The sequence below is a fragment of the Streptomyces marianii genome (assembly GCF_005795905.1).
In the GTDB taxonomy this organism is placed as follows: domain Bacteria; phylum Actinomycetota; class Actinomycetes; order Streptomycetales; family Streptomycetaceae; genus Streptomyces; species Streptomyces marianii.
In genome coordinates, this window is record NZ_VAWE01000001.1 from 5,465,076 (window position 1) to 5,487,256 (window position 22,181).

Consider the following 22,181-nt stretch of genomic DNA (forward strand, 5'->3'; position numbering starts at 1 on the left):
CGGGCGTCCCGGCCCCGGCGGACGGCTACTGGCCCTGGAGGCGCTTGAGGAGCGCCCGGGGGATGACCAGCTGGACGTTCGAGCGCTCCCACTTCACGGCGCCGTCCTGCTTGATCCACCCCCTGGACCGGAGGGTGTTGAGGGCGACGACGACCTGCGGCTGATGCAGTCCGGACGCGTTGGTGAGGCCGGCCAGTCGGGGCTGAGAGGCGGCGGGGATGTTGCCCGTGTCCCAGTCGGCGTAGGTGGCCAGAGCGAGGCCGACCAGGCGGGTGTGCGGGTGCAGCCCGGACTGGGTCATGGCGCGCTCATACAGAGGCCGGAACGGCTGGGTGAGTTCGTCGCGGCGGGCGGGCCGCAGCGGGTCGAACGCCGGCTTCGACGGCATGTTGTTCGGCGTCGGCCGGGCGGGGGCGGTGGTCATGACGGCATCTCCTGTCCATCAGGGGACGGTGTTTCGGGATCGAGCTGCTGGCGGTGGATCGGCCAGCCGGGCCCGGGCGGGCTCTCCGGCCGGCCCTTCTCCGCAGCGGGTGTGTGCAACTCGCAGCGCCAGCCGAGGACGTACGGGCGGGCGCGCATAAGGCCGTGAGGCAGACCGAGGGAGCTACACGGCGGCGGCCGGCGTCGATTGCGCATCGGGCGTCCTTCTCGGTGGTGGCCGGGCGAGCGGGACGGTTCGGGCCTCGGCCCGCCCGCCCGGCGGCTCATCAGGGGATGGCGCGGATCTCGGCGAGGGCCTGGCCGTACCCGGCGCAACCCTGGGCGCAGTACCAGCGGGCGGGCTCCCGGGAACCGGGCTCCTCCACGCGGACCATGTGCGCGGCCGGCTGCGGCAGTTCGGCGAGCTGCCCGCACCCGGGGGTCACGCAGTCGCGGCCGACCGGCCGGGTCTCGCGCGCCTCCGGCTCGCCGGTGAGGCCCTTGTTCCAGGCCACTTGGGCCTGGGTGGCCGTACGGCGCGCCTCGCGGTTGTACTCGCGGATCGCGACCCGGCACGGCTCGCAGTACGGCACTTTCCGGGCCCGGTGCTGCCGGTAGCCCCGCGGTGTGCCGTGCTCGATCTCCGGTGCGGCGACAGTGCTCACTCGTCCGCCTCCGGGTCGTAGGTGGCGGCGACCGTCAGCGCGGTGACTACGTACCCGGTGCCTCCTTCGGGGACGTCCCCGGTGCAGAGCTCCTCGGGTGCGTCGGGCGACTCGTCGTCCGGGATCCAGCCGAGCATCGGCGCGTCGCCGACGTCGCGGCGGACGAGCGTCTCGCAGTGCTCGCGGGCGGCTTCGCGGGTCGTGTAGTGCCCGAAGACGATCGAGTCGTGCGAGGCCCGGTACACCGTGAGATCGGTCGCCTTGGTCGCGTCGACGAGGGCCAGCGTGGCGTGAGCGGCGGCGAGCTGGGCGAGGACGAGGGCGCCCGCCGGGTCGGCGATGGGCAGGGCCTGCCGGGCGCGCTGCTCGGCCTCGCGGTAGTGGTCGGTCGGCATCAGGCGGCCGTCCTCTCGGGGTTCGGGTTGTACATGCGGATGCGGCGGGCGGGCTCGCGGAGCGTGAGGACGCCCTCGGCCTGGAGCAGCTCGAGGTCGCGGCGCGACGTGCTGTCGGAAGCGACGGCGTAGCCCGCGGCGAGACAGAGGCGGCGGGCCCGCAGCGTCGACCACACCCCGCCCTCGTCCCGGACCAGTTGCCGCAGGTACGCGCGGCGGGCGAACCGGCTGGGCATCACGCCGTTGGCGGGGCGGGCGCTGGCAAGCCCGGCGAGGTAGCCGGCCTGCGGGATGTGCGACGCCCGCGGGTGGCTGAGCTCGAGGTACCGAGCCTCGGTGTCCCGGCCGCGGGCGGTGTCATCGACGGCGCGGCGGAACCAGGTGAGGAAGACCTGGGCGTCGTAGCCCTGGAGGTGCGGGGCGTGTGCGAGCGCCCGCTGCACGGGCGTCACGGCTTCGCTCCGTACGGTCTGTCCGCGCGGCGCTCCTGCCACAGGGAACCGGCGGCAACGGCGTCCGAGTTGAGACCGAGGGCGTCGTCGAGGCGGCGCTGCAGCTGGGCGTTGCGGCGCTCGCTGGCGGCCAGCGCCATGCGGTAGCGGGCGCAGGCGCGCAGGGCCCGGGCCAGGCGCGGGGCCATGCCGGCCGAGCGACGGTCCGCGTTCCTGACCATGGCCGCCACGGTGCGGCTGGCTGAGATCGCGGCCAGGCGGTGCGCCTCGCCACGCTGGATGATCGCCCGGTACGTGCGGCGGCGGATGAGCATCATCGGGGCCTCCGGGTTTGGCGGGGGAGGAGCTGAGGGAGGAGCTGGCGGGCGCCGCGTGCCGCGGGGTGGCGGAGGCCGGCGCAGAGGCGGCAGCGCTTCGGGTCGTGGGTGGCCATCAGTTGCCACCGCCGATCAGCGGCATGTCGTGCGGGATGCAGTGCGCGCGGTGGAGGGGGGAGTCGTGCGGGTCCTCCCAGCTGCGGTCCGCGAGCCGCTGCCGTACGGCGTCGGCCATGGGCGTGAGGGCGTACGGGATCGGGGCGTGCTCGAGCTCGGCCACGCGGGCGCGCAGCCTCTGCAGTTCGTCCGCGGTCTCCGGTGACTGGAGCAGCTGCGCGGCCTCGAGGGCCGCGGCGATGCCGGCGGCGGTCTGCCGGGTCTTCATGGCGGCGAAGATGACGCCGGCCGCGGCGTTCACCCGGCGGGCGTTCACGAGGACACCGACCCGGTGAGGCACCAGGCGCGGACCTGTACGCCGTGGACGGTGCCTTCCGCCTTGACCTCGGATGCGCCGCTGGTGGTGATCCGCTCGGCCACGGCGAGGCCGAAGTGGGCGCCGAAGCGGCGCACGTCGTTGGGGGCGTCGTAGAAGAAGAGGTCGATGCCCGGCTCGTTGGTGGCCCATGAGCGGCAGCGGGTCGTGACGTCGGCGGGGATGACCGGGGAGCTGCTGATGATGTGTTCGGCCGCGGCCAGGGCGGCGATGTGCCCGTTGCGCTGCGCGGTCTGCTCGAAGGCCGGCTGCACGTGGCGGGTAAGGTCGATACTCACGGTTACCTCTTCTCTCGGTGATGAGGTGTGCCGAGGGGCTGTCCGGATGGCCGTCCGGGCGGCCCCGATTTCGTTCAGCCGATGCGGACCGCGGCACCGCGCGGCGGCAGCGGCTTCAGATGCGCCATGGGGTGAGTGCCGGGCGCCGGCACGGGGAGGGTGGCCAGCGGGCTACTCGTCGGCTCGTGGTGGTGCAGGGCGTCGATGCGGTCGAGGTCCTCGTCGGAGAACGTGACGACCCGGCCCTTCTTGGAGTGCGGCAGGCGGCGGATGTTGCGGCGGAGCCAGCGCTCCTCTACGCGGAGGCGTTCCGCAGCCTCGGGGTAGGTGTAGCGGCGGCTCATAGGGCCACCGCCGGCGCTCGGCCGGAGATGTGCTCCGCGGAGCGCCCTTCAGGAATCCACAGGACGAGCACGTCCACGCCGATCGCTGCGGCGATTGAGTGGGCCGAGCTGGCCAGAACGGCTTCCTGTTCTCCGGTGAGGAGATTGCCGATCGTGCCGTGTGGGATGCCGGCGAGTGCGGCGAGCTCTCGGACGCTGACGGATGCACCAGTGCCGGTGCGGCGCATCAGCGTTCGGAGGAGGTCGGCGCTGACCAGGCGGTACAGCGGGACAGGGTGAGTCATGTCCACCTCGTACAACGGTTCATTGCATTGCTTGGATGTCAGAAGCATTGCATAGCTTGGACGGATCGTCCAGCCTGCTGGATGGAGTGTGGGGATTCGGTCAAATCCGCCGCGCGCCCTAGCGCGCGCCGTTGCCCTGCATGGACACTCTGTCCAAGGTGCGGGATGGCAGACCTCGCACAACCAGGGGGGATGAACCCGGCGCCACCCTGGCCACATGGACACCCCACGGCCCATGCGACGACACGGAGTGGCAGGATGAGCCTCATGGCGGCTGAGAAGGGCACCCCCACGCCCATCGAGCGACACCAGCTCGGAGACCTCGTGCTCGCACGAAAGGAGGCGCTCCGGCTCAGCTACGAAAAGCTGGCCGAGCGCTGCATCGACCCGCAGACCGGGGAGAGGACCGTCAAGTCGAGCTGGCTACACCGCATCGCCACCCGGCTCCCCGTCCAGGCTCCCGGGGTCGACCAGCTGCGAGGGATGGCCGCCGGCATGCAAGTGCCGCTGCGTACTGTCCAGGACGCTGCAGCAAGCCAGTTCTTCGGACTGGATTCCGTGTACAGCCCAGACGAGAACGTGCGGACCATGGTCCACCGATACGAGGACCTGAGTCCCGAAGATCAGCGCAAGGTGCTCGCCCTGATCGAGGCATTCCGCAACAGCTGACGTTTCACCCCGTCTATAACTGACGCTTCGACACTTTCAGCGCTGACCTGTTGGAACTGTGGCGGTTGTGTGCATCATGGGTCCTCCGCCCGGGGGCGGATAAGGTTCCGGCTGCATGTCGTTTCGAACTGGCATGCGGATTGTGACGCGGGGCCTGGGGAGGAGCACCAGCATGCCCAAAGTGATCGAAGTCTGCTTCAGGTTCGCCCAGCCAGGCGAACTACCCGCCGGTCGCATCGCCGACATCCGACCCGGCCCCGACGGCGGAACCATCCACGTCATCATTGAGCCCGGCCACGCCACTCAGCGGCTCCTCGACGAGTTCACCGCCCAGCAGGCATCCATGATGGCCACGGGGCAGTGGTACCGGGCGCCAGACACCCCCGAGAACCGGATCCACCCCCGCCGGGTCCTCCACGCCGCTTGGCAGCTCACACCCGCAGAGGCGTTTCCCACCGGCAGCCTGCTCCTGTCCATGGAGAGGCCGCAGCGGCATGTATGGCTCGTCCACGAAGGACACGCAAGCCCCGTCCTCGCTGCCGACATGACATGGATGCTCACCAAGATGGTCCGCACCGAGATCTGGATCACCCGAGGAACGGGCGGCGACACCGGCCAAGACGCACCCGGCTGACCTACCCCACTGACCGAAGCCCTGCCCGCTGCTCCGGCACCCCGAGCGCGGCCTCGACGGCGTCCGCGATGTCGTCATCGAGGCTCAGCACCAGATGCCCGTAACGATCCACCGTGGTCTGGATGCTCTCGTGCCCGAGCCGAATCTGAATCGCCGGCAGCGGGATCCGCCCGGCGATCAACCACGACGCGTGCGTGTGCCGCAGATCGTGCAACCGCGGCTTCTTTGGGAGCCCCTTCGCCACCGCGGCCGCGACCGCCGGCTGCCACTTCCGGTGGTAGTAGTTCGAATGCCGCCAGTTCCGCCCCGTAGCCGTACGGAAAAGGAAGTCGTCAGGCTGGCGCCCCGCAGCGTGGCGCCGTGCCACCTCCACCTGTGCGGGGGACAGTCGGATGACCCGCCGAGCCTTCTTGGTCTTGGGCGGTCCCAGGAAGAACGACCCCCCCGGCGCGCCCTTCTTGGCCTTCTTCCACGCCCTCTGGACGCTCACGGTGGGCCTCTCGCCGTTCAGGTTCAGGTCGCTCACCCTGAGCGCCGACGCCTCGCCCCAGCGCATCCCTGTACCCACGAGCCAGTCCGCCAGGTCCCGCGCGTCGGGGTCCTTGATCTCAGCCGCGATGCGCTGGTACTCGTCGCGCTCCAGGAACGTCATCTCCTCCTCCACATGGTCGTCTGCGCGGGGGAGCTTGGTCCTCTTGCAACAGTTGGACGTCCGCAACTGCGGCTCAGCATCGATGGCGGCCTGGATGATGCAGTAGAGCAGCCCATGCCGGTTCGCGATGCTCTTGGGGTCTGCCGGCCGACGACGCCATCTCTCCGGGTCCTCGGGGTCCCGTTCGCCTGCCTCCTCGACGCGCACCCAGTCGGTCACGTCTTCCTGGGTGAGGTTGCCGATGGTCGCGGAGTGTTCGCGGCCCGCATGGTCGGTGTGCCGTAGGAGAGAGAGGTGGATGCGCACCTCCCGGTGGTAGTCCTCGCGGGTGCGCTCGTCGATGCCGGTAAGCCGGTCGACGTAGCGAGTCGCGTAGTCGGGGAACGGGACGTCGCCGGGGATCGCGGGCTCCTCGACGAAGCCCAGCCCACGGACCCAGCCGTGCGGCCACTGCCCGCCGTGTGCCTCTACGAGGGCTTTGAACTGCTCCGCCGCGGGGCGCTCGCGGAAGTTCTCGGTCTGCCACTGGCCATCCTGACGCCATTTCACCTGAAAGGTGATGGCGCCGCTCTTCTTGGGGCGTTCCGCAATGCTCGCCATGAGCAGACGATACGACCGGATCACGGGGTCTGTGTTCCCGCTGTGTTCCCGAAGTTTCGACCATGACGAAGGCCCGGCCTGTTTTCGCAGGCCGGGCCTTGATCGTTCAGGGTGAGTGACGGGACTCGAACCCGCGGCATCCTGGACCACAACCAGGTGCTCTACCAGCTGAGCTACACCCACCATGACCGGTCGTTCTCCCGACCGGCCGAGAAAAAGTGTACAGGGTCCTGGAGGGTGCTCGCGCCCGGGTTTACGTCGGCCTGGCGTGTACCCCGCGCGTGCTGCGGGACGGGCCGCGGGCCACGCTGCCGGAACAGGGTCCGGCGCGGGTGCCGCATGGGCGCCCCGTCCGCGGCGGCTGCGGTCTGTGCCCCGCATGGCACGGCCCCCGAGCGGGTCCGTGCCGCGCGGGGCGTGGGAGTGCGGACACCCGGTTGCCGGACCCCGGGCAGGCGAACGCGAGGCGTCCTGCACGGGTGCGTCGAGCCCCCGTGTGCAGGCACGCCGGGCGTGGACCGTGATGAGCGGGACCCGGTCCGGGCGAGGCGATCCCGCACGCCCTCCGGGTGCGGGGATTCCGTACCAGAGCGCCCTGGAGCATGTGATGCTCCGGCCCCGGAGTGCCCGGGCGGGACGACTCCGTCGCACGGGCACCCGGGTGCCGGGACCGGGAAGACGGGCGGGAGCGGTGGGCGAGGTGCCCCGTCACCGGACCCCGGACACGCCCGCGCCGGGCGGGCAGCGGTCGCTGCGCCGCCCGGCGCGCGTGCGGCCTACTGCGCCGCGGGCACCACGTGGCGCGCCGCGATCGCCTTCGCCGCGTCCGAGTCCGGGCCCGGCTGGGGGACGAAGATCGCCTCGCGGTAGTAGCGCAGCTCGGCGATCGACTCGCGGATGTCGGCGAGGGCCCGGTGGTTGCCGTTCTTCTCCGGACTGTTGAAGTACGCCCTCGGATACCAGCGCCGGGCCAGCTCCTTGACCGAGGAGACGTCGACGATCCGGTAGTGGAGGTACTCCTCCACCTTCGGCATGTCGCGGAGCAGGAAGCCGCGGTCGGTTCCGACCGAGTTCCCGCACAGCGGCGCCTTGCCCGGCTCCTTGACGTGCTCACGCACGTACGCGAGGACCTGCTCCTCGGCGTCGGCCAGGGTCGTGCCGGCCGCGAGTTCGTCGAGGAGGCCCGAGGCGGTGTGCATCTGCCGCACCACCTCGGGCATGGTCTCCAGCGCCGCGTCCGGCGGGCGGATCACGATGTCCACCCCTTCACCGAGCACGTTCAGTTCCGAGTCGGTGACCAGCGCGGCCACCTCGATGAGTGCGTCGTCGGCCAGCGAGAGCCCGGTCATCTCGCAGTCGATCCACACCATGCGATCGTTCATGCGTCCTACCTTATGGCGCACTCCGCTGGCCGGGGAGCGCCGGACGCCCGGGGGCGTAGGCATCCGAGCCGGGCCTGCCCGGTTCCGGGGGGCCGGGGGACGCACCCGTGGCGGCCGGATGCCTCCTCGTGTGCCCCGCGGACGCCTGGGCCGGTACGACCGGCTCTGACGCCCCGGAAGCCACCGGGTCGACCTGCGGACGCCTGGCCCGGTAGGCGGCCCGGTACGCGGCCGGGGAGGAGCCGAGCTGGCGGCGGAAGTGCCCGCGCAGCGCCACAGGGGAGCGGAAGCCGCACCGGCCCGCGACCTCGTCGACCGAGTAGTCGGAGGTCTCGAGCAGCCGCTGCGCCTGCAGCACCCGCTGGGTGATCAGCCACTGCAGGGGAGCGCTCCCGGTGAGCGAGCGGAACCTGCGGTCGAAGGTCCGCCTGCTCATGTACGCACGGGCCGCCAGGGTCTCCACGTCGAACTGCTCGTGGAGGTGCTCCAGCGCCCAGGCCACGACCTCGGCGAGCGGGTCGGAGCCGATCTCCTCCGGTAAAGACCTGTCGAGGTAGCGCTCCTGCCCGCCACTGCGCCGCGGCGGGACGACCAGCCTGCGGGCCAGTGCCCCGGCCGCCTCCGCGCCGTGGTCCGTCCGCACGATGTGCAGACAGAGGTCGATGCCGGCCGCGGTGCCGGCGGAGGTGAGGACGTCGCCGTCGTCGACGAACAGCTCCCGCGGGTCCACGTGGACCGACGGATAGCGTTTGGCGAGCGTCGGTGCGTACATCCAGTGCGTGGTCGCCGGGCGGCCGTCCAGCAGCCCCGCGGCGGCCAGTACGAACGCCCCGGTGCACAGCCCCACGATGCGGGCGCCCTCCTCGTGGGCGCGGCGCAGCGCCTCGAGGGCCTCGGGTGGCGGTGGTGAGGTGATCGACCGCCAGGCCGGCACGACGACCGTGCCCGCTCTGCCGATCGCCTCCAGCCCGTAGGGCGCGGTGAGTTCGAGTCCCCCTGTGGTCCGCAGGGGGCCCTCCTCACCGGCACATACGAGCAGCCGGTAGCGGGGAACTCCGGCATCCTGGCGGTCGATTCCGAACACCGAGAGCGGAATGGAACTCTCGAAGATGGGACCGCCGCTGAACAGCAGCACCGCGACGACTTCCCGGCGGCGGCGCCCGGACAGCTTCCTTACGGCCTCCGGCGCGGCGGAGTCCTGACTCATGACGCTAAGCCCCCCTCGGTGTTCGCGTCTCCCCGTTCTTGTCGGGCCTGTCGCTCCTGCACGTTTCCCCTCGGTTCTGCACGAGTCCCCAGCCTTCGATACTCATGATCGAATCTACTGCGTCCCGTGGTGCCGGCGTGACAAGTTCCGGAACCGGCACATTGTCGACAAGGTAACTTGGCGCGAAGCATTCGATCACGAAGCGTTGCATCCGGAGGCCGCGTAGGGAAGTGCGCGACGCATGCATGGCCCATCCCCGTAGGGTGCGAGCGGCGCGTGTGGTCCTTTCCTCCCTGGTCGCACGGGGGTTGACGGGCCATTTCTCCAAGGAACGCCCGAGCAGGCGAAGTTGGCCTAAAACATACGGGTGCGTGTGTGCGAATTCGTCAGTCCCGTGGAGTGGGCCGTGCCCGACGGCCGCCGCCGCGGCGTCCTCGTGCTCCCGCGATGCGCCGCGGAGCCCGTTCGGACCGGCGCATCAGCGCCCGGCAGGCGCCGGTCACGGCGGCCAGGCCGGCCGCGACCGCGACCGCGCCGCCGACGGATGTGTCGTATGCCACAAGGACGACCGGGACGACGACACAGCCGAAAGTTGCCCATCGAACCACTTCGCCCGCGGAGTCGCCCGCCGGAGTGCCTGCGGCGGCACTCATGGGCGTTCCGGGGCCCTCTCCGGTGGAGCGGTTGGCGGAGTCCGCGCGTCCGGCGGTTCGGCGGGACCTTGCGGAAGCCGCCGGGGCGTCCGGTGCCGGCACCGCCGCAGGGCGCGCGGCCGCCGTCCGCGGCGCCCTGCGGCGGCCCCGTGAGGGGGTCAGGCCGCGGGGCGGGGCGGAGGTGCGGGCGGCCGGTGAAGCGGGCACGGGAACTCCTCGGGGCGGAGGTGCGGCGGAGTCGGCGGATCCGTCCCGCCGGTGGGGCGACGGGAGACCAACGAGGAGCGGAGCCCTCCGGTCACTGCCGCGTCTCCCGTTCCCCCGGCGGTTCCCCGGGGCCTTCCGCTCCTCTCCCGACTGCCGGCTCCGGCTCTGGACGGGCGGGCTCGCGGGCGGTTCCGGTGGGCGTTCCGGGCGAAGCCTGTACGGTGCAGGCGCCATTGCCATACGGAGTGTGCTCGTGCATGCTCCCTGGGACGCGTGCTCCGTCGGCTCGCCGGGAGTAGGAACCCCGAGCTCTGGGCAGGCGAGGAGTGGCGCCGTACCCTTGAGGGTATGGGGTTGGGAAGTTGATTCCCGGACAGAGCTCCGCAGCCAACCGTCGCCCTCCCATGAGGATCTGAACGCCGAGACAACCGATGGCCGGTCACGAAATTCCCGAACCCGCGGACCGCAAGCAGGTCGCCGACCCCCTGTCGGATCTGCAGGCGGCGGAGCAGTCGCGCCCTTCCTGCGATCCCGCCTTCCGGCACGGCGTCGTGGTCGGTTTCGACGGATCCACCTCGAGTGAGCGGGCGCTGGCGTACGCGATCGGGATGGCCGGGCGCTCCGGTTCGGGCCTGATCATCGTGCATGTCGCCAACCGCCTTCCCACCACGGTGTGGGCGGGCTGTGAACCGCCGGTCTTCGTCGATGTCCCGGACCACCGCACCGAGGTACTGGGGCTCGAACTCGCCTGTGCCGACTACCTCTCCGAGGTTCCGTGGATCCTCGTGGAGCGCGGCGGCGACATCTGCCACGAACTCGAGGAGGTCGGCCGGGAGTATTCGGCCGACGCCATCGTGGTCGGCTCCACCCACGGCATCGTGGGGCGCATTTTCGGCTCGGTCGCGGGGCGGCTGGCCCGCCGCGCGCAGCGGCCCGTCATCGTCATCCCGTAGCTCCCAAGAGGCCCCAAGAGCCCCTTCCGTACCATTGTTCTCGCAGGTTGGCGCGGGTTTTGTAACTTTTTGACGACCGTCATGGCTACTCGGTCGTACGGGGTGGATTGTGCGCTTGTGAAGGGTAGATAAGGGTGGCTGGGAATCAGCACCAAGCGCGCACGAAGGGAGCCCGCCGTGGACAAGGACGTCTCCGCGGGAAGCGCCACGACAACCACTCTCGGCCACCTCGCACTGGGCCTGACGCTGCTGGCCTTCGGGATCGGCAACACCGGTGTGATCGACAATGTCGCGGCGTCCGACGCCGCACCCCTCGCGACCTGGGTGGGCGGGGTCGCACTGTTCGTCGTCGGGTTGCTCGAGTTCCGTGCGGGCAACGGCGGTACGGGTACGGCCTTCGCGGGCCTCGGCGCCCTCTGGTTCACCTGGGGGACCGGCACCGGCGCGGCGGTCTCGGCGGAGGCCGCCGGGCTGTTCATGCTCCTGTTCGCGCTTCTGGCGCTCACGCTCACCGCAGGAGCGTCCGGCAGCGGGATCCTCGGTCAGGGCGTGTACGGGCTGCTGTGCGTGTCGATGCTGCTCCTCGCGATCGCCTCGTTCGCGGGGAACGACGGGCTGGCGAAGGCCGGCGGCTGGGCCGCCGCGGTCGCGGGACTCGCGGCCTGGTACGGCGCCACCGCGGCGCTGGCGCACTGGCCCACCTTCTCCGGGCGTGCCGCAGGCCGGGGTGTGACGGCCACCGGCTGAGCGGCGGGCCGTCGGCGTGAGTCGTCTCGGCGCCGTCGGCGAAAGGGGCGACCCCCTTGCGGCACTGGTGGCGTGCGCAAGGGGGTCGCCGTCCGTAGGCGCCGGGCCGTACGGGACTACTCCACGGTGACCGACTTGGCCAGGTTGCGCGGCTTGTCGATGTCCCGGCCGAGGGCCAGGGCCGTGTGGTAGGCGAGGAGCTGGAGCGGGATGCCCATGAGGATCGGGTCCAGTTCGTCCTCGTTCTTGGGCACCAGGATCGTGTGGTCGGCCTTCTCCTGCTCCTGGTGGGCGACCGCGAGGATCCGGCCGCTGCGGGCCTTGATCTCCTCCAGCGCGGCGCGGTTCTTCTCCAGCAGTTCGTCGTCCGGGACGATCGCGACCGTCGGCAGCGCCGGCTCGATCAGCGCCAGCGGGCCGTGCTTCAGCTCGGAGGCCGGGTAGGCCTCGGCGTGGATGTAGGAGATCTCCTTGAGCTTCAGGGAGGCCTCGAGCGCCACCGGGTAGCCGCGGACCCGGCCGATGAACATCATCGACTTGGCGTCGGCGTACTCGGCGGCCAGCTTCTTGATCTCGTCCTCGGACTCGAGGACCTCGGAGATCTGGGAGGGCAGCCTGCGCAGGCCCTCGATGATCCGCTTGCCGTCGGCTACGGACAGGTCGCGGATGCGGCCCAGGTGCAGCGCGAGCAGCGCGAACGCGACCACCGTGTTGGTGAAGCACTTGGTGGAGACGACGCAGACCTCGGGGCCGGCGTGCACGTACACGCCGCCGTCCGTCTCGCGGGCGATCGCGGAGCCGACCACGTTCACGACGCCGAGGACGCGGGCGCCCTTGCGCTTGAGCTCCTGGACGGCGGCGAGCACGTCGTAGGTCTCACCGGACTGGGAGACGGCGATGTAGAGGGTGTCGGGGTCCACGACCGGGTTGCGGTAGCGGAACTCGGAGGCCGGCTCGGAGTCGGCGGGGATCCGGGCCAGGGACTCGATGAGCCCGGCGCCGATCAGGCCCGCGTGGTACGAGGTGCCGCAGCCGAGGATCTTGACCCGGCGGATGCCGCGGGCCTCGCGGGCGTCCAGGTTCAGACCGCCCAGGTGCACCGTGGAGAACCGGTCGTCGATGCGGCCGCGCAGCACGCGGTCCACGGCGTCGGGCTGCTCCGAGATCTCCTTGTGCATGTACGTGTCGTGGCCGCCCATGTCGTACGAGGCGGCCTCCCACTCGACGGTCTCGGGGGTGGCGGTGGTCGTCGTGCCGCTGGTGGTGTAGGTCCGGAAGTCGTCGGCCTTGAGGGTGGCCATCTCGCCGTCGTTCAGGGTGACGACCTGGCGGGTGTGGGCGATCAGCGCGGCGACGTCGGAGGCGACGAGCATCTCCTTCTCGCCGATGCCGAGGATGACGGGGGAGCCGTTGCGCGCGACCACGATGCGGTCGTTGAAGTCGGCGTGCATCACGGCGATGCCGTAGGTGCCCTCGATGACCTTGACCGCCTCGCGGACCTTCTCCTCCAGGGTCTCGGCCTGGGAGCGGGCGATCAGGTGGGTGATGACCTCGGTGTCGGTCTCGGAGGCGAAGACGACGCCGTCGGCCTCCAGCTTGGCGCGCAGCTCGTCGGCGTTGTCGACGATGCCGTTGTGGACGACGGCGACCTTGTTCTCGGGGTCCAGGTGCGGGTGCGAGTTGATGTCGCTCGGGGCGCCGTGGGTGGCCCAGCGGGTGTGGGCGATGCCGGTGGTGCCGGTGAAGCGCTTGGGGACCCGGGCCTCCAGGTCGCGGACGCGGCCCTTGGCCTTGACCATTTTCAGACCGGTGCTCTTGGGGCTGGTGATCACCATGCCCGCGGAGTCGTAACCCCGGTACTCCAGCCGCGCCAGGCCCTCCAGCAGCAGCGGCGCGACGTCGCGCTTCCCGATGTAACCGACGATTCCGCACATAGAGTCTCTGCCCCTCCGACGACGTTCCTGTGTGTGCCCGGCCGCGCCGCGCGGTGTGCGCGGTGCACGCGGCCTCCGCGGCGGCTCAGCCGTAGACGATGCGGCGCAGCTGCCTGAGCGAGAGGTCCGGGGGAGCCACCGCGCGGTGCGGCAGCTCGGCCGCGATCCGCTCGAAGATCTCCGTGTTCACGCCCCCGCCGGCCTGCAGCTCCCGGTGGCGGCGGCGCACGAACTCCTCGGTCGTCTCGTCGAAGAACGCCAGCACGTCCAGGACCACCCGGGCCGCCTCACCGCGCTGGAGCGCGGTGCTGCGCACCAGATGGTCGATGAGGTCGTCATGCGACGTGCGGCGATCGAGCACCCGTAGATATTGGGGTGTCGCCCGGCCTGAACGCAAGATTCCTGCCCGAATTCGGGCAGAAGCCTGCGTGATCATGGTTACAGTTGATATTTACGCCCGCTTTACGGCTTCGCTCTCCGGGTCGCTCACATGCGCTTGAGGACGGCCTGCTTGGCCGTGGAGAACTCCTCGTCGGTCAGTATCCCCGCCCGGTGCAGTTCGCCGAGCTCCCGCAGCCGCCGCAGCAGCACGTCGTGATCTTCGATCGCCGGGGCGGCGGCGGACGGCAGTTCCCCGGACGTCCGCGGCGGGGCGCTCGGGTGCGGGAGCCGGGCGGTCACGGCGGCGGCGACCAGGACGGCGGTGTACTCCTTGCGCGACATGCCCCACAGGTCGAGCGCGTACGGGTCGTGCTTGGCGGGCCGCTTGGCGGGTCGGCCGCTCAGCAGGAAGCGCAGATGGCCGCTCTCCAGGCCGATCGCCGGCAGCCAGCGCACGCCGCCCACCTCGGAGAGCGGGAACGTGCTCGCCCCGGACGACGCCTTGGACTCCTCCGCCTTCCAGTTCCAGGTGAGGCGGATCGTGTCCCCGTCGAAGGAGGCCGTGCCGTCGCCCCCGCCGCCCGAGACCGGCACCGCCGGGCCCGGCAGCAGGAAGCGGTCCACCGGTCCGTCCGGGACCTGGTCCAGCAGCAGGGCGTTGCGCAGTTCGTCCACGAAGTACTCGGCCACACCGCAGCGGTCGTTCTCCACCGGCAGCCGGTAGGGGTCGCCGCTCTCCGGCAGTCGTCCGTCGGCGGCCAGCAGCAGCGGATCGCTGCCGTCCCGCAGCTTCAGCCGCAGCCGTCCGCCGCGGCGTCCGGGCTCGAACGCGACACCGGCCAACGCCTCCAGCGGGACGGCGAGTTCACCGAGCGCCTGCCGCAGGGGATGCGTCTTGCCGGTGCCGGGGACGATCCGCACGGTCCGCCCGTCGAAGGCCCAGATGCCGTCCTTCTGGATGATTTCCGCCATTGCAGGATTGTCGCACCGCGGGTCGGGAGTCCGAAGACGGCGCGAAGGGAGCGGCCGACGGGCCCGCACGCGGGCGGGTGCCAAGAGGGCGGGCGCCCGGCGGAGGACCGTACTCCGCCGGGCGCCCGCCCGGTCCGCGGCCTGTGAGGGCTACCGGAACCGCGCGATCGGGTTCTCCAGGTCACCCACCAGCTGGAGGGCGCCCGACGGGTCGGCCAGGTCCACCATCTGCCTGTTGTCGCGCAGCTGGAGCCGGTTGAGGCAGGACAGCGCGAACTCCGGCGCGAACATGTCGTACTGGGCGAACTTCTCCCGCAGGTGCGGCATCGACTCCTGGTAGCCGGTGACGCACTCGGCGACCGTCCGCCAGAAGGCGTCCTCGTCCAGCACGCCCTCCGTGACCAGCGCGGCGCCGAGGAACCGGAAGAAGCAGTCGAAGACGTCCGTGAAGACCGACAGCAGCTTCATGTTCTCGGGGACCTCGGCGCGGACCCGCTCGACCGCGGGCGGAAGCACCGCGTCCGGGTCCATCACGCAGATCTCCTCGGCGATGTCCTTGAAGATCGCGCGCCGCACCGCGCCATCCTCGCCGAGCACCAGGATGACGTTCTCCCCGTGCGGCATGTAGACGAGGTCGTACGCGTAGAAGCAGTGCAGCACCGGCAGCAGGTAGGCGTCCAGGTAGCGGCGCAGCCACACCTCGGGCGCCAGCCCCGACCCGGTGATGAGCGCGCCGGCGAAGGACTTCCCGGAGCGGTCGGTGTGCAGCAGCGAGGCCATCGTCGCCAGCCGCTCACCGTCCTCCAGGGTGTCCACCGGGCTCTCGCGCCAGAGCGCGGCCAGCATCTTGCGGTAAGGGGAGAAACGATCCGTCGCAGCCTCGTACTCCAGGTGCCGGTACCCGACCGCGGCCCGCTCGCGGATGATCGAGAAGCGCGCCGTCGTCAGTACCTCGTCGCTCTCGATCAGTCCGGCGAGCCAGTCGTTGATGGCGGGCGTGGCCTCCATGTACGCGGCGGACAGCCCCCGCATGAAGCCCATGTTGATGACGGACATCGCCGTCTTCACGTAGTGCTTCGACGGGTCGCTGGTGTTGAAGAAGGTGCGGATCGACTGCTGGGCCAGGTACGCGTCGTCGCCCTCCCCGAGCGGCACCAGCCGCCGCCGGGCCACCTCGGCGGCGAAGGTGACGGAGAGTTTGTTCCACCACTGCCAGGGGTGGACGGGCATCAGCAGGTAGTCCGCCGGGTCCAGCCCGAGGCCGCGCAGCCGGGCGTCGAACCGGTCGAGCGTCCCCCGGCCCAGCTCGGCCCGCATCAGGTTCTCGTAGCCGAGGTCCGTGCAGGAGGTGAACGCGGCACGCGAGCGGTGCGCGGCCACCCACAGCAGCCGGACCGGGGCCGCGGCCTCCGGCGCGTACCGGTGGTACTCGTGGATGCCGAAGCCGAGCCGCCCGTTGTTGGCGACGAAGCAGGGGTGGCCCTCGGTCATCCCGGTCTCGATGTCCTGGAACCCGGCGCGGCTGAGCTCGGCGGCGGACACCTCGGGCTTGGTGAGCTTGTACGCCGCGCCGGACAGGGTGGAGGAGATCTCCTCCAGGTACACCGGCAGGATCTCGTCGGACAGGCCGAGCGCGCCGCGCAGCTCGGTGAAGAACTCCAGTGCGTCCAGCGGGAGTTCCGCGCCGTCGCGGTGGCGGGTCACGGAGTCCGCCTCGACCTGCCAGTGGTCGAGCGCCAGCCGCCCGGCGGCGAACCGGTACTCGGTCCTGCCGTCGTCGCTGAGCACCGCCCAGCGGCCGTCCCCGAGGTCCCTCGGCGCGAGCAGCCGCTCGTGGGAGAACTCGGCGAGACCCTTGCGGATCAGCAGCCGGTTGGCCTCCGACCACAGCTCGGGGGTGAGGTGGGCGACGCTGTCGATCGCCGTGCTCATCGCTCCGCCTCCACGTCGCCGACGGCCGCCTCGAACTGCTCACGCGTGCAGAAGCTCAGCAGCGCCGTCTTCTCGGGCTTCCGGATCTCGCGCTCGGGCACGAAGCCGACGGCCGCGTTGAGCGCGTGCACGGCCTTGTTGCCGACGTCCGGCTCGACGACGACCCGTCGCGTCGCCGGGTCGGCGAACAGCTCGCGCATCACGGCGGTGATCACGGCCCGGGTGAAGCCGTGGACCGGGGTGTCGGTCGGGGCGACCAGGAAGTGCATGCCGACGTCGCCCGGCTGGGGGTCGTAGAGACCGACCAGCTCCACGTGGCGCGGGTCGTAGCGCTCCATCAGGAAGGCCGGCTCGCCGTCGTGCAGCCCGATGAAGGCGTCGTGGTGCTCGTGCGCGGCGATCCTCGTGTACTCGCGCTCGACGTCCTGCAGCCTGGCGTCCTGCATCATCCAGAACGCGGCCTTCGGGTCGGTGACCCAGCGGTGCAGCAGCTCGGCGTCGCTCGGGGTCTCCCCACCTGAGGCAGGGGTTGGGGTCTCCCCACCTGAGGCAAGGGTTGAGGTCTCCCCACCGGAGGTAGGGGAAAGGTCGAGGGGACGGAAGGAGAACGTCCCCAGGGCGGGGGCGGTGGTGCTCATACGGCGAACTCCTGGAATGCGATGGTCTTCTCCACGGGGTAGTACTCGCCGCCGAGCATCTCGGCGATGATGTACGCGTTGCGGTACGCGCCCATGCCCAGGTCGGGCGAGGTGATGGAGTGGGTGTGCACCCCCGCGTTCTGCAGGAAGACGCCACGCCCCGTGGTGTCGATCGAGTAGTTGCGGGCGACGTCGAAGCGGCCCCGGCCGTCCCGGCGCAGCCGGTCGAGCACGGGCTCCAGGTAGTCCGGGGTGACGTACTTGTAGCCCGTGGCGAGGATCAGGCCCTCGGTCCGGATCTCGAAGTCCTTCTCCTGCTCCTCCTGGCGCAGCCCCAGTGTGTACGCGCCGTTCTCGTACGCGGCCGTGCACAGCGCGGTGTTGGTGAGCAGACGGGTGGGCACCGGGCCGCCGAGGTTCTTCCGGTAGAGCAGGTCGAAGATCTCGTTGATGAGGTCGCCGTCGATGCCCTTGAAGAGGTTCTTCTGCTGGGTCTCCAGCCGGTAGCGGGTGGTCTCCGGCAGCGCGTGGAAGTAGTCGACGTACTCGGGGGAGGTCATCTCCAGGGTCAGCTTGGTGTACTCCAGCGGGAAGAACCGCGGGGAGCGGGTGACCCAGTTGAGCCGGTAGCCGTGCACGTCGATCTCGGCGAGGAGGTCGTAGTAGATCTCCGCGGCGCTCTGACCGCTGCCGACGAGGGTGATCGACTCCTTCTTCCGCAGTTCCTCCTTGGCCTGGAGGTAGTGCGAGTTGTGGATGAAGTCGCCGCCGAGGCCCTGGCAGGAGTCCGGGACGTACGGCGGGGTGCCGGTGCCCAGGACGAGTCTGCGTGCGCGGAACGTCTCGCCGTCGGTGGTACGGACGGCGTAGACCTCGTCTTCCGCCTCGAACTCGACCCGGGCGACCGTGGTGCCGAAGCGGATGCTGCTCAGCTTGGCGGCGGCCCAGCGGCAGTAGTCGTTGTACTCGGTCCGCAGCGGGTAGAAGTTCTCGCGGATGTAGAACGAGTAGAGTCGGCCCTTCTCCTTCAGGTAGTTGAGGAAGGAGTACGGCGACGTCGGGTCGGCGAGCGTCACCAGGTCCGACATGAACGGGGTCTGCAGGTGGGCGCCGTCGAGGAACATGCCCGAGTGCCACTCGAAGTCCGGCTTTGACTCGAGGAAGAGGCCGTTCAGCTCGGCGACCGGCTCGGTCAGGCAGGCGAGGCCGAGGTTGAACGGACCGAGTCCGATACCGATGAAATCGTGGATGTCACGGCGCTCAGGAGGCGTGGACAAGGTTCTCTCCCAGGTACTGCTCGGCGTGGCCGGCGATGAGGTCGAGGACGGCGGCGATGTCGGCCACGGTCGTCTCGGGGTTCAGCAGGGTGAACTTCAGGTACTGGCGGCCGTCGACCTTGGTCCCGGCGACGACGGCCTCCCCGGAGGCGAACAGGGCCTTGCGGGCGTACAGGTTGGCGCGGTCTGTCTCCGCGGCGGAGGTGACCCGCTCCGGGACGTAGCGGAAGACCAGGGTGGAGAGCCGGGGCTCGACCACGACGTCGTAGCGGGGGTCGGCGGCGAGCAGCCGCCAGCCCGCGGACGCGAGGTCGCACACCTCGTCGAAGAGCTGCCCGACACCGTCCGCGCCCATGACGCGCAGGGTCATCCACAGCTTGAGGGCGTCGAAGCGGCGGGTGGTCTGGAGGGACTTGTCCACCTGGTTGGGGATCCTGCTCCGTAGCCCTTCGGGCACGGGAGGTGCCCCCACCTCCACGGTCGGCGCGGGGTTGAGGTAGTCCGCGTGGTAGGTGGCGTGCCGCAGTGTGGCGCCGTCCCGCACCAGCAGGGCGGAGGAACTCACGGGCTGGAAGAAGGACTTGTGGTAGTCGACGGTCACCGAGTCGGCGTGCTGGACGCCCTCCAGGAGCCCGCGGCGGGTCGGCGAGGCGAGCAGCCCGCAGCCGTAGGCGGCGTCGACGTGCATCCAGGTGCCGTACTCGTCGCACAGCGCGGCGATCTCGGGCAGCGGGTCGATGGAGCCGAAGTCGGTGGTGCCGGCGGTGGCGACGACCGCCATCGGGACCAGCCCGGCGCGCCGGCACTTCTCCAGTTCGGCGGCGAGGGCCACGGTCTGCATGCGCCGGTCGCGGTCGACGGGCACGGACACGACGGCGTCCCGGCCGAGGCCGAGGAGGGTCGCGGACTTCTGGACGCTGAAGTGGCTGCACGCGGAGGAGAAGACGCGCAGCTTCGACAGGTCGTCCCTGTCGGCGGGCTTGACCTCCTCGCGGGCGAGCAGCATCGCCTGGAGGTTGGACTGGGTGCCGCCGCTGGTGAAGACGCCGTCGGCGGCGGGGCCGAGGCCGATCCGGCGGGTGGTCCAGTCGATGAGCCTGCGCTCGATCAGCGTGCCGCCGGCGCTCTGGTCCCAGGTGTCCAGCGAGGAGTTGACGGCGGAGAGGACGGCCTCGCCCAGCACGGCGGGGATGACGACCGGGCAGTTCAGGTGGCCGAGGTAGCGCGGGTGATGGAAGTAGACCGCGTCCCGCAGGTACACCCGCTCCAGCTCGTCCAGCGCGGCGGAGGAGTCGCCGAGCGGCTGGTCGAGGTCGACGGCGGCGATGGTCGGGGCCAGCTCGTCCGGGGTCACCCCCGTGAACGGGCGCCTGGTCGTGGCGAGTTTGTTCGCCACCCGCTCGACTCCTTCGGTCACGGAGCTGCGGTAGAGCTCCGCCGTTGTGCCGTTGAGCAGGTGCGAGCGCATGGTGGGGGTCCTCCCGGTGCGGGGACGTGACAGGACCGCCCCCTGGGCCGGGAGCGGAGAGTGGGCGGCTGGAACTTAGGTTAGCCTAACCTGAATCCTCGTCTCCGTCCGCCCCTACTTCACGGAAACGGCGTCGAGTTGGCTCACATCCGGCTCAGGCCGTCCGGAAGGGCGCACGGCAGCGCGGCCCCGTCGCAGGTGTCGACGGGGCCGCGGGCAACGGCGTGGAGCCGGGCGGAAGGCCCGGGGCCTACGCGTCGTCGTCGGGCGCCTCGCGCAGGGCGTCCTCGCTGAGGCCCTTGCGCCAGTAGCCGACGAACGTGACCCGGCGGCGGTCGAGTCCGCGCTCGTTCACGAGATGACGGCGCAGCGCCTTGACGGAGCCCGACTCGCCGGCGATCCAGGCGTACGGGGCGGAGCCGGTGAACTCGGCGGCGCGCAGGGCCTCGACGGCCGGTGGCGCGCCCTCGTCCCGTACCAGCCAGGTGACGGCGGCGTCGGCCGCGGTCTCCGGCTCGATCCGGTCACCGGCGTGCGGGACCTCGATCCAGACCTGCGCGCGGATCCCGGCGGGCAGCCACTCCAGGATCGCCGAGACGGCGGGCAGGGCGGTCTCGTCCGCCCAGATCACCACCGAGTCGGCGTCCTCCGGCAGCCGGAAACGCACCGCGGTGTTGTCGGCGGTCGCGGGACCGAGAACCGTCACCCGGTCGCCGGCGGAGGCCGTCTGAGCCCAGCGGCAGGCCGGGCCGCCGTCCTCGTGGACGGCGAAGTCGATGTCCAGTTCGCCGTGTTCACCGGCGTCGGGGCGCTGCTCGCGGACCGTGTACGAGCGCAGTACGGCCCGCTCGTCGTCCGGCAGGGCGCGCCAGGCGCCGAGCCGCGCGTACATGTCCTCCTCGCCGGGGAGCGGGATGACGGGTTCCTCCTGTCCCGGGTGCGGCAGGAAGAGCGAGAGCGACTGGTCGCGGCCGCCGGAGGCGAAACCCCGGAGGGCCTCCCCTTCGAAGGTGACCCGGATCAGCGACGGGCCGAGCCGCCGCGTCCGCACGACCTGGAGAGGGAAGAAGCGGAACGGGGCGGCTGCGGCTGTCGGCATGGGTCAGGCGACCTTCTTCGCGTTCTCGATGGCCTTGGCCAGGTCCTCGAGGATCGGCGTGCACTTCTCGTACGAGTAGATGGGCTCGGTCACGCGCGGGATGACCTGGCCGGCCTTGACGGCGGGCAGCCGGGTCCAGGTCGGCTTGGACTTCAGGGCCTCGGGCTGGAGGGCCGAGGCGCGGTTGTCCATCATGATGATGTCGGCCTTGTACTTGTCCACGTTCTCCCAGCTGAGGCCCTCGAACCAGCCGCCGGCGTCGAGCTTGCCGGGCGTCACGAAGTTGACGCCGAGCTCCTTGAAGTAGAGCGTGTCGGTCGGCCGGCCCGGGGTGGAGACGTAGAACAGTTCGGCGCTCGCCGAGCCGATCAGCACCTTGATCTCGGGCTTGGCCTTCGCGGCGGCGCGCAGCCGGGCGGCTGCCTTCTCGAAGGCGGCCTTGGCGTCAGTGACCTTCTTGGTACTGACGTCGGCGCCCAGGGACTCGGCCAGCTCGACGTGGCGCTGCAGGACCTTCGGCATGGAGTGGTCCGAGGCCCACAGGGCGACGCTCGGGGCCAGCTTCAGGATCTTGTCCTTGGACTGGTCCGGCACGTACCAGAGGGCGTCCTTCTCCCACATGTCGGTGATGAGCACGTCCGGAGCCAGGGCCGCGTACTGCTCGATGTTGAACTCGCCCCAGACGTTGCCGAGGACCTTCACCTTGTCGATGTCGAGGTCGCCCGCCTGGACGTCCGGCGTCCTGGTGCCCTTGGCCCTGTCCTCGACGTAGGTGGGGCCGAAGACGCCCTTCACCTCGATGCCGAAGTCGTGGAGCGCGGCCGCCGTGCCGGTGAAGGCGACGATGTTCTTCGGCGTGGCCTTGGTCTTGGCGACCTGGCCGCGGTCGTCCTTGAACTGCCAGGGGCCGGACTGCTTCGCGTCCGAGGCCGACTCGCCCTTGTCTTCGGAACCGCAGGCGGAGAGGGCGGCGGTGAGGCCGAGAGCGCCGCCCGCGGCGAGCAGACCGCGACGGGTGAGGTGGGAAGCGCGGGCATGGGGCATGAAAGGGTTCGCTTTCGGTGCGTGCCGGTGGGGGCGGCCTCTGAGCAAGTCGAAGGTAGGTTAGCCTAACCTCAGATCTTG

The 22,181-nt window shown here is 70.7% G+C and carries 25 protein-coding genes and 1 tRNA gene; 4 read left to right on the forward strand and 22 right to left on the reverse strand.

The features are described from left to right. Positions 1 to 25: 25 nt before the first annotated feature. The 9 genes from FEF34_RS24815 to FEF34_RS24860 form a co-directional block, all read right to left on the reverse strand. Positions 26 to 424, reverse strand: a complete 399-nt coding sequence (locus FEF34_RS24815) for a hypothetical protein (protein ID WP_138055116.1) — start codon at positions 422 to 424, stop codon at positions 26 to 28. 286 nt (positions 425 to 710) lie between these two features. Next, on the reverse strand, positions 711 to 1,088 hold the full coding sequence (locus tag FEF34_RS24825; RefSeq protein ID WP_171052743.1) for a hypothetical protein: 378 nt from the start codon (positions 1,086 to 1,088) through the stop codon (positions 711 to 713). After that, positions 1,085 to 1,483, reverse strand: a complete 399-nt coding sequence (locus tag FEF34_RS24830; protein ID WP_138055118.1) for a hypothetical protein — start codon at positions 1,481 to 1,483, stop codon at positions 1,085 to 1,087. The genes FEF34_RS24825 and FEF34_RS24830 overlap by 4 nt, the downstream gene beginning before the upstream one ends. Next, entirely contained in the window at positions 1,483 to 1,935 is a 453-nt protein-coding gene (locus FEF34_RS24835) for a hypothetical protein (protein ID WP_138055119.1), read from the reverse strand. The genes FEF34_RS24830 and FEF34_RS24835 overlap by 1 nt, the downstream gene beginning before the upstream one ends. Then, entirely contained in the window at positions 1,932 to 2,252 is a 321-nt protein-coding gene (locus tag FEF34_RS24840; protein WP_234042551.1) for a hypothetical protein, read from the reverse strand. Before FEF34_RS24840 ends, FEF34_RS24835 begins: the two co-directional genes overlap by 4 nt. 115 nt (positions 2,253 to 2,367) lie before the next feature. Further along, complete coding sequence (locus tag FEF34_RS24845; RefSeq protein ID WP_138055120.1) at positions 2,368 to 2,685, reverse strand: hypothetical protein; 318 nt, start codon at positions 2,683 to 2,685, stop codon at positions 2,368 to 2,370. Beyond that, complete coding sequence (locus FEF34_RS24850; RefSeq protein WP_138055121.1) at positions 2,682 to 3,023, reverse strand: hypothetical protein; 342 nt, start codon at positions 3,021 to 3,023, stop codon at positions 2,682 to 2,684. Before FEF34_RS24850 ends, FEF34_RS24845 begins: the two co-directional genes overlap by 4 nt. A gap of 74 nt (positions 3,024 to 3,097) precedes the next feature. Beyond that, positions 3,098 to 3,367, reverse strand: a complete 270-nt coding sequence (locus tag FEF34_RS24855; protein WP_138055122.1) for a helix-turn-helix domain-containing protein — start codon at positions 3,365 to 3,367, stop codon at positions 3,098 to 3,100. Then, positions 3,364 to 3,651, reverse strand: a complete 288-nt coding sequence (locus FEF34_RS24860) for an XRE family transcriptional regulator (protein ID WP_138055123.1) — start codon at positions 3,649 to 3,651, stop codon at positions 3,364 to 3,366. Before FEF34_RS24860 ends, FEF34_RS24855 begins: the two co-directional genes overlap by 4 nt. A gap of 267 nt (positions 3,652 to 3,918) precedes the next feature. Here FEF34_RS24860 and FEF34_RS24865 point away from each other — a divergent pair, with 267 nt between their 5' ends. Together FEF34_RS24865 and FEF34_RS24870 are read left to right on the forward strand one after the other, a co-directional pair. Beyond that, positions 3,919 to 4,320 (forward strand): hypothetical protein, encoded by a 402-nt coding sequence (locus FEF34_RS24865; protein ID WP_138055124.1) that lies wholly within the window; start codon positions 3,919 to 3,921, stop codon positions 4,318 to 4,320. A gap of 172 nt (positions 4,321 to 4,492) precedes the next feature. Beyond that, positions 4,493 to 4,954, forward strand: coding sequence for a hypothetical protein (locus FEF34_RS24870; protein ID WP_138055125.1), 462 nt, complete (start codon positions 4,493 to 4,495; stop codon positions 4,952 to 4,954). Between the two features lies 1 nt (position 4,955). On the opposite strand, the gene FEF34_RS24875 is transcribed toward FEF34_RS24870, so the two are convergent. The 4 genes from FEF34_RS24875 to FEF34_RS24890 all read right to left on the reverse strand — a co-directional run bounded on the left by FEF34_RS24875 (position 4,956) and on the right by FEF34_RS24890 (position 8,795). Further along, entirely contained in the window at positions 4,956 to 6,206 is a 1,251-nt protein-coding gene (locus tag FEF34_RS24875; RefSeq protein ID WP_138055126.1) for a tyrosine-type recombinase/integrase, read from the reverse strand. A gap of 110 nt (positions 6,207 to 6,316) precedes the next feature. After that, positions 6,317 to 6,389, reverse strand: a tRNA-His gene (locus FEF34_RS24880). 593 nt (positions 6,390 to 6,982) lie between these two features. Beyond that, complete coding sequence (gene orn, locus FEF34_RS24885) at positions 6,983 to 7,588, reverse strand: oligoribonuclease (RefSeq protein ID WP_138055127.1); 606 nt, start codon at positions 7,586 to 7,588, stop codon at positions 6,983 to 6,985. Between the two features lie 10 nt (positions 7,589 to 7,598). Next, entirely contained in the window at positions 7,599 to 8,795 is a 1,197-nt protein-coding gene (locus FEF34_RS24890; RefSeq protein WP_138055128.1) for a helix-turn-helix domain-containing protein, read from the reverse strand. Positions 8,796 to 10,086: 1,291 nt separating this feature from the next. Between FEF34_RS24890 and FEF34_RS24900 the strand changes: the two genes are divergently transcribed. Beyond that, complete coding sequence (locus FEF34_RS24900) at positions 10,087 to 10,608, forward strand: universal stress protein (protein ID WP_138055130.1); 522 nt, start codon at positions 10,087 to 10,089, stop codon at positions 10,606 to 10,608. Between the two features lie 177 nt (positions 10,609 to 10,785). Beyond that, complete coding sequence (locus FEF34_RS24905) at positions 10,786 to 11,355, forward strand: GPR1/FUN34/YaaH family transporter (RefSeq protein WP_138055131.1); 570 nt, start codon at positions 10,786 to 10,788, stop codon at positions 11,353 to 11,355. A 116-nt stretch (positions 11,356 to 11,471) separates the two neighbouring features. Here the strand turns inward: FEF34_RS24905 and glmS are convergent, their stop codons facing one another. The 9 genes from glmS to FEF34_RS24950 form a co-directional block, all read right to left on the reverse strand. Further along, positions 11,472 to 13,289, reverse strand: a complete 1,818-nt coding sequence (gene glmS, locus FEF34_RS24910; RefSeq protein ID WP_138055132.1) for a glutamine--fructose-6-phosphate transaminase (isomerizing) — start codon at positions 13,287 to 13,289, stop codon at positions 11,472 to 11,474. Positions 13,290 to 13,374: 85 nt separating this feature from the next. Continuing rightward, complete coding sequence (locus tag FEF34_RS24915; RefSeq protein ID WP_138055133.1) at positions 13,375 to 13,650, reverse strand: hypothetical protein; 276 nt, start codon at positions 13,648 to 13,650, stop codon at positions 13,375 to 13,377. A 125-nt stretch (positions 13,651 to 13,775) separates the two neighbouring features. Further along, entirely contained in the window at positions 13,776 to 14,642 is an 867-nt protein-coding gene (locus tag FEF34_RS24920) for a DUF4429 domain-containing protein (protein WP_138055134.1), read from the reverse strand. 150 nt (positions 14,643 to 14,792) lie between these two features. Next, positions 14,793 to 16,574, reverse strand: a complete 1,782-nt coding sequence (locus FEF34_RS24925; RefSeq protein ID WP_138055135.1) for an IucA/IucC family protein — start codon at positions 16,572 to 16,574, stop codon at positions 14,793 to 14,795. Beyond that, positions 16,571 to 17,212 carry a GNAT family N-acetyltransferase gene (locus FEF34_RS24930; protein WP_138055136.1) on the reverse strand — a complete coding sequence of 214 codons (642 nt, stop codon included), beginning with the start codon at positions 17,210 to 17,212 and terminating at the stop codon, positions 16,571 to 16,573. The genes FEF34_RS24925 and FEF34_RS24930 overlap by 4 nt, the downstream gene beginning before the upstream one ends. After that, positions 17,209 to 18,489, reverse strand: a complete 1,281-nt coding sequence (locus FEF34_RS24935; protein WP_138055137.1) for a lysine N(6)-hydroxylase/L-ornithine N(5)-oxygenase family protein — start codon at positions 18,487 to 18,489, stop codon at positions 17,209 to 17,211. The genes FEF34_RS24930 and FEF34_RS24935 overlap by 4 nt, the downstream gene beginning before the upstream one ends. After that, on the reverse strand, positions 18,473 to 19,957 hold the full coding sequence (locus FEF34_RS24940; protein WP_138055138.1) for a pyridoxal phosphate-dependent decarboxylase family protein: 1,485 nt from the start codon (positions 19,955 to 19,957) through the stop codon (positions 18,473 to 18,475). The genes FEF34_RS24935 and FEF34_RS24940 overlap by 17 nt, the downstream gene beginning before the upstream one ends. A 250-nt stretch (positions 19,958 to 20,207) precedes the next feature. Beyond that, positions 20,208 to 21,056, reverse strand: a complete 849-nt coding sequence (locus FEF34_RS24945) for a siderophore-interacting protein (protein ID WP_138055139.1) — start codon at positions 21,054 to 21,056, stop codon at positions 20,208 to 20,210. Between the two features lie 3 nt (positions 21,057 to 21,059). Continuing rightward, positions 21,060 to 22,100: an ABC transporter substrate-binding protein gene (locus FEF34_RS24950; RefSeq protein ID WP_138055140.1), complete on the reverse strand. Its 1,041-nt coding sequence runs from the start codon at positions 22,098 to 22,100 to the stop codon at positions 21,060 to 21,062. Positions 22,101 to 22,181: the final 81 nt, after the last annotated feature.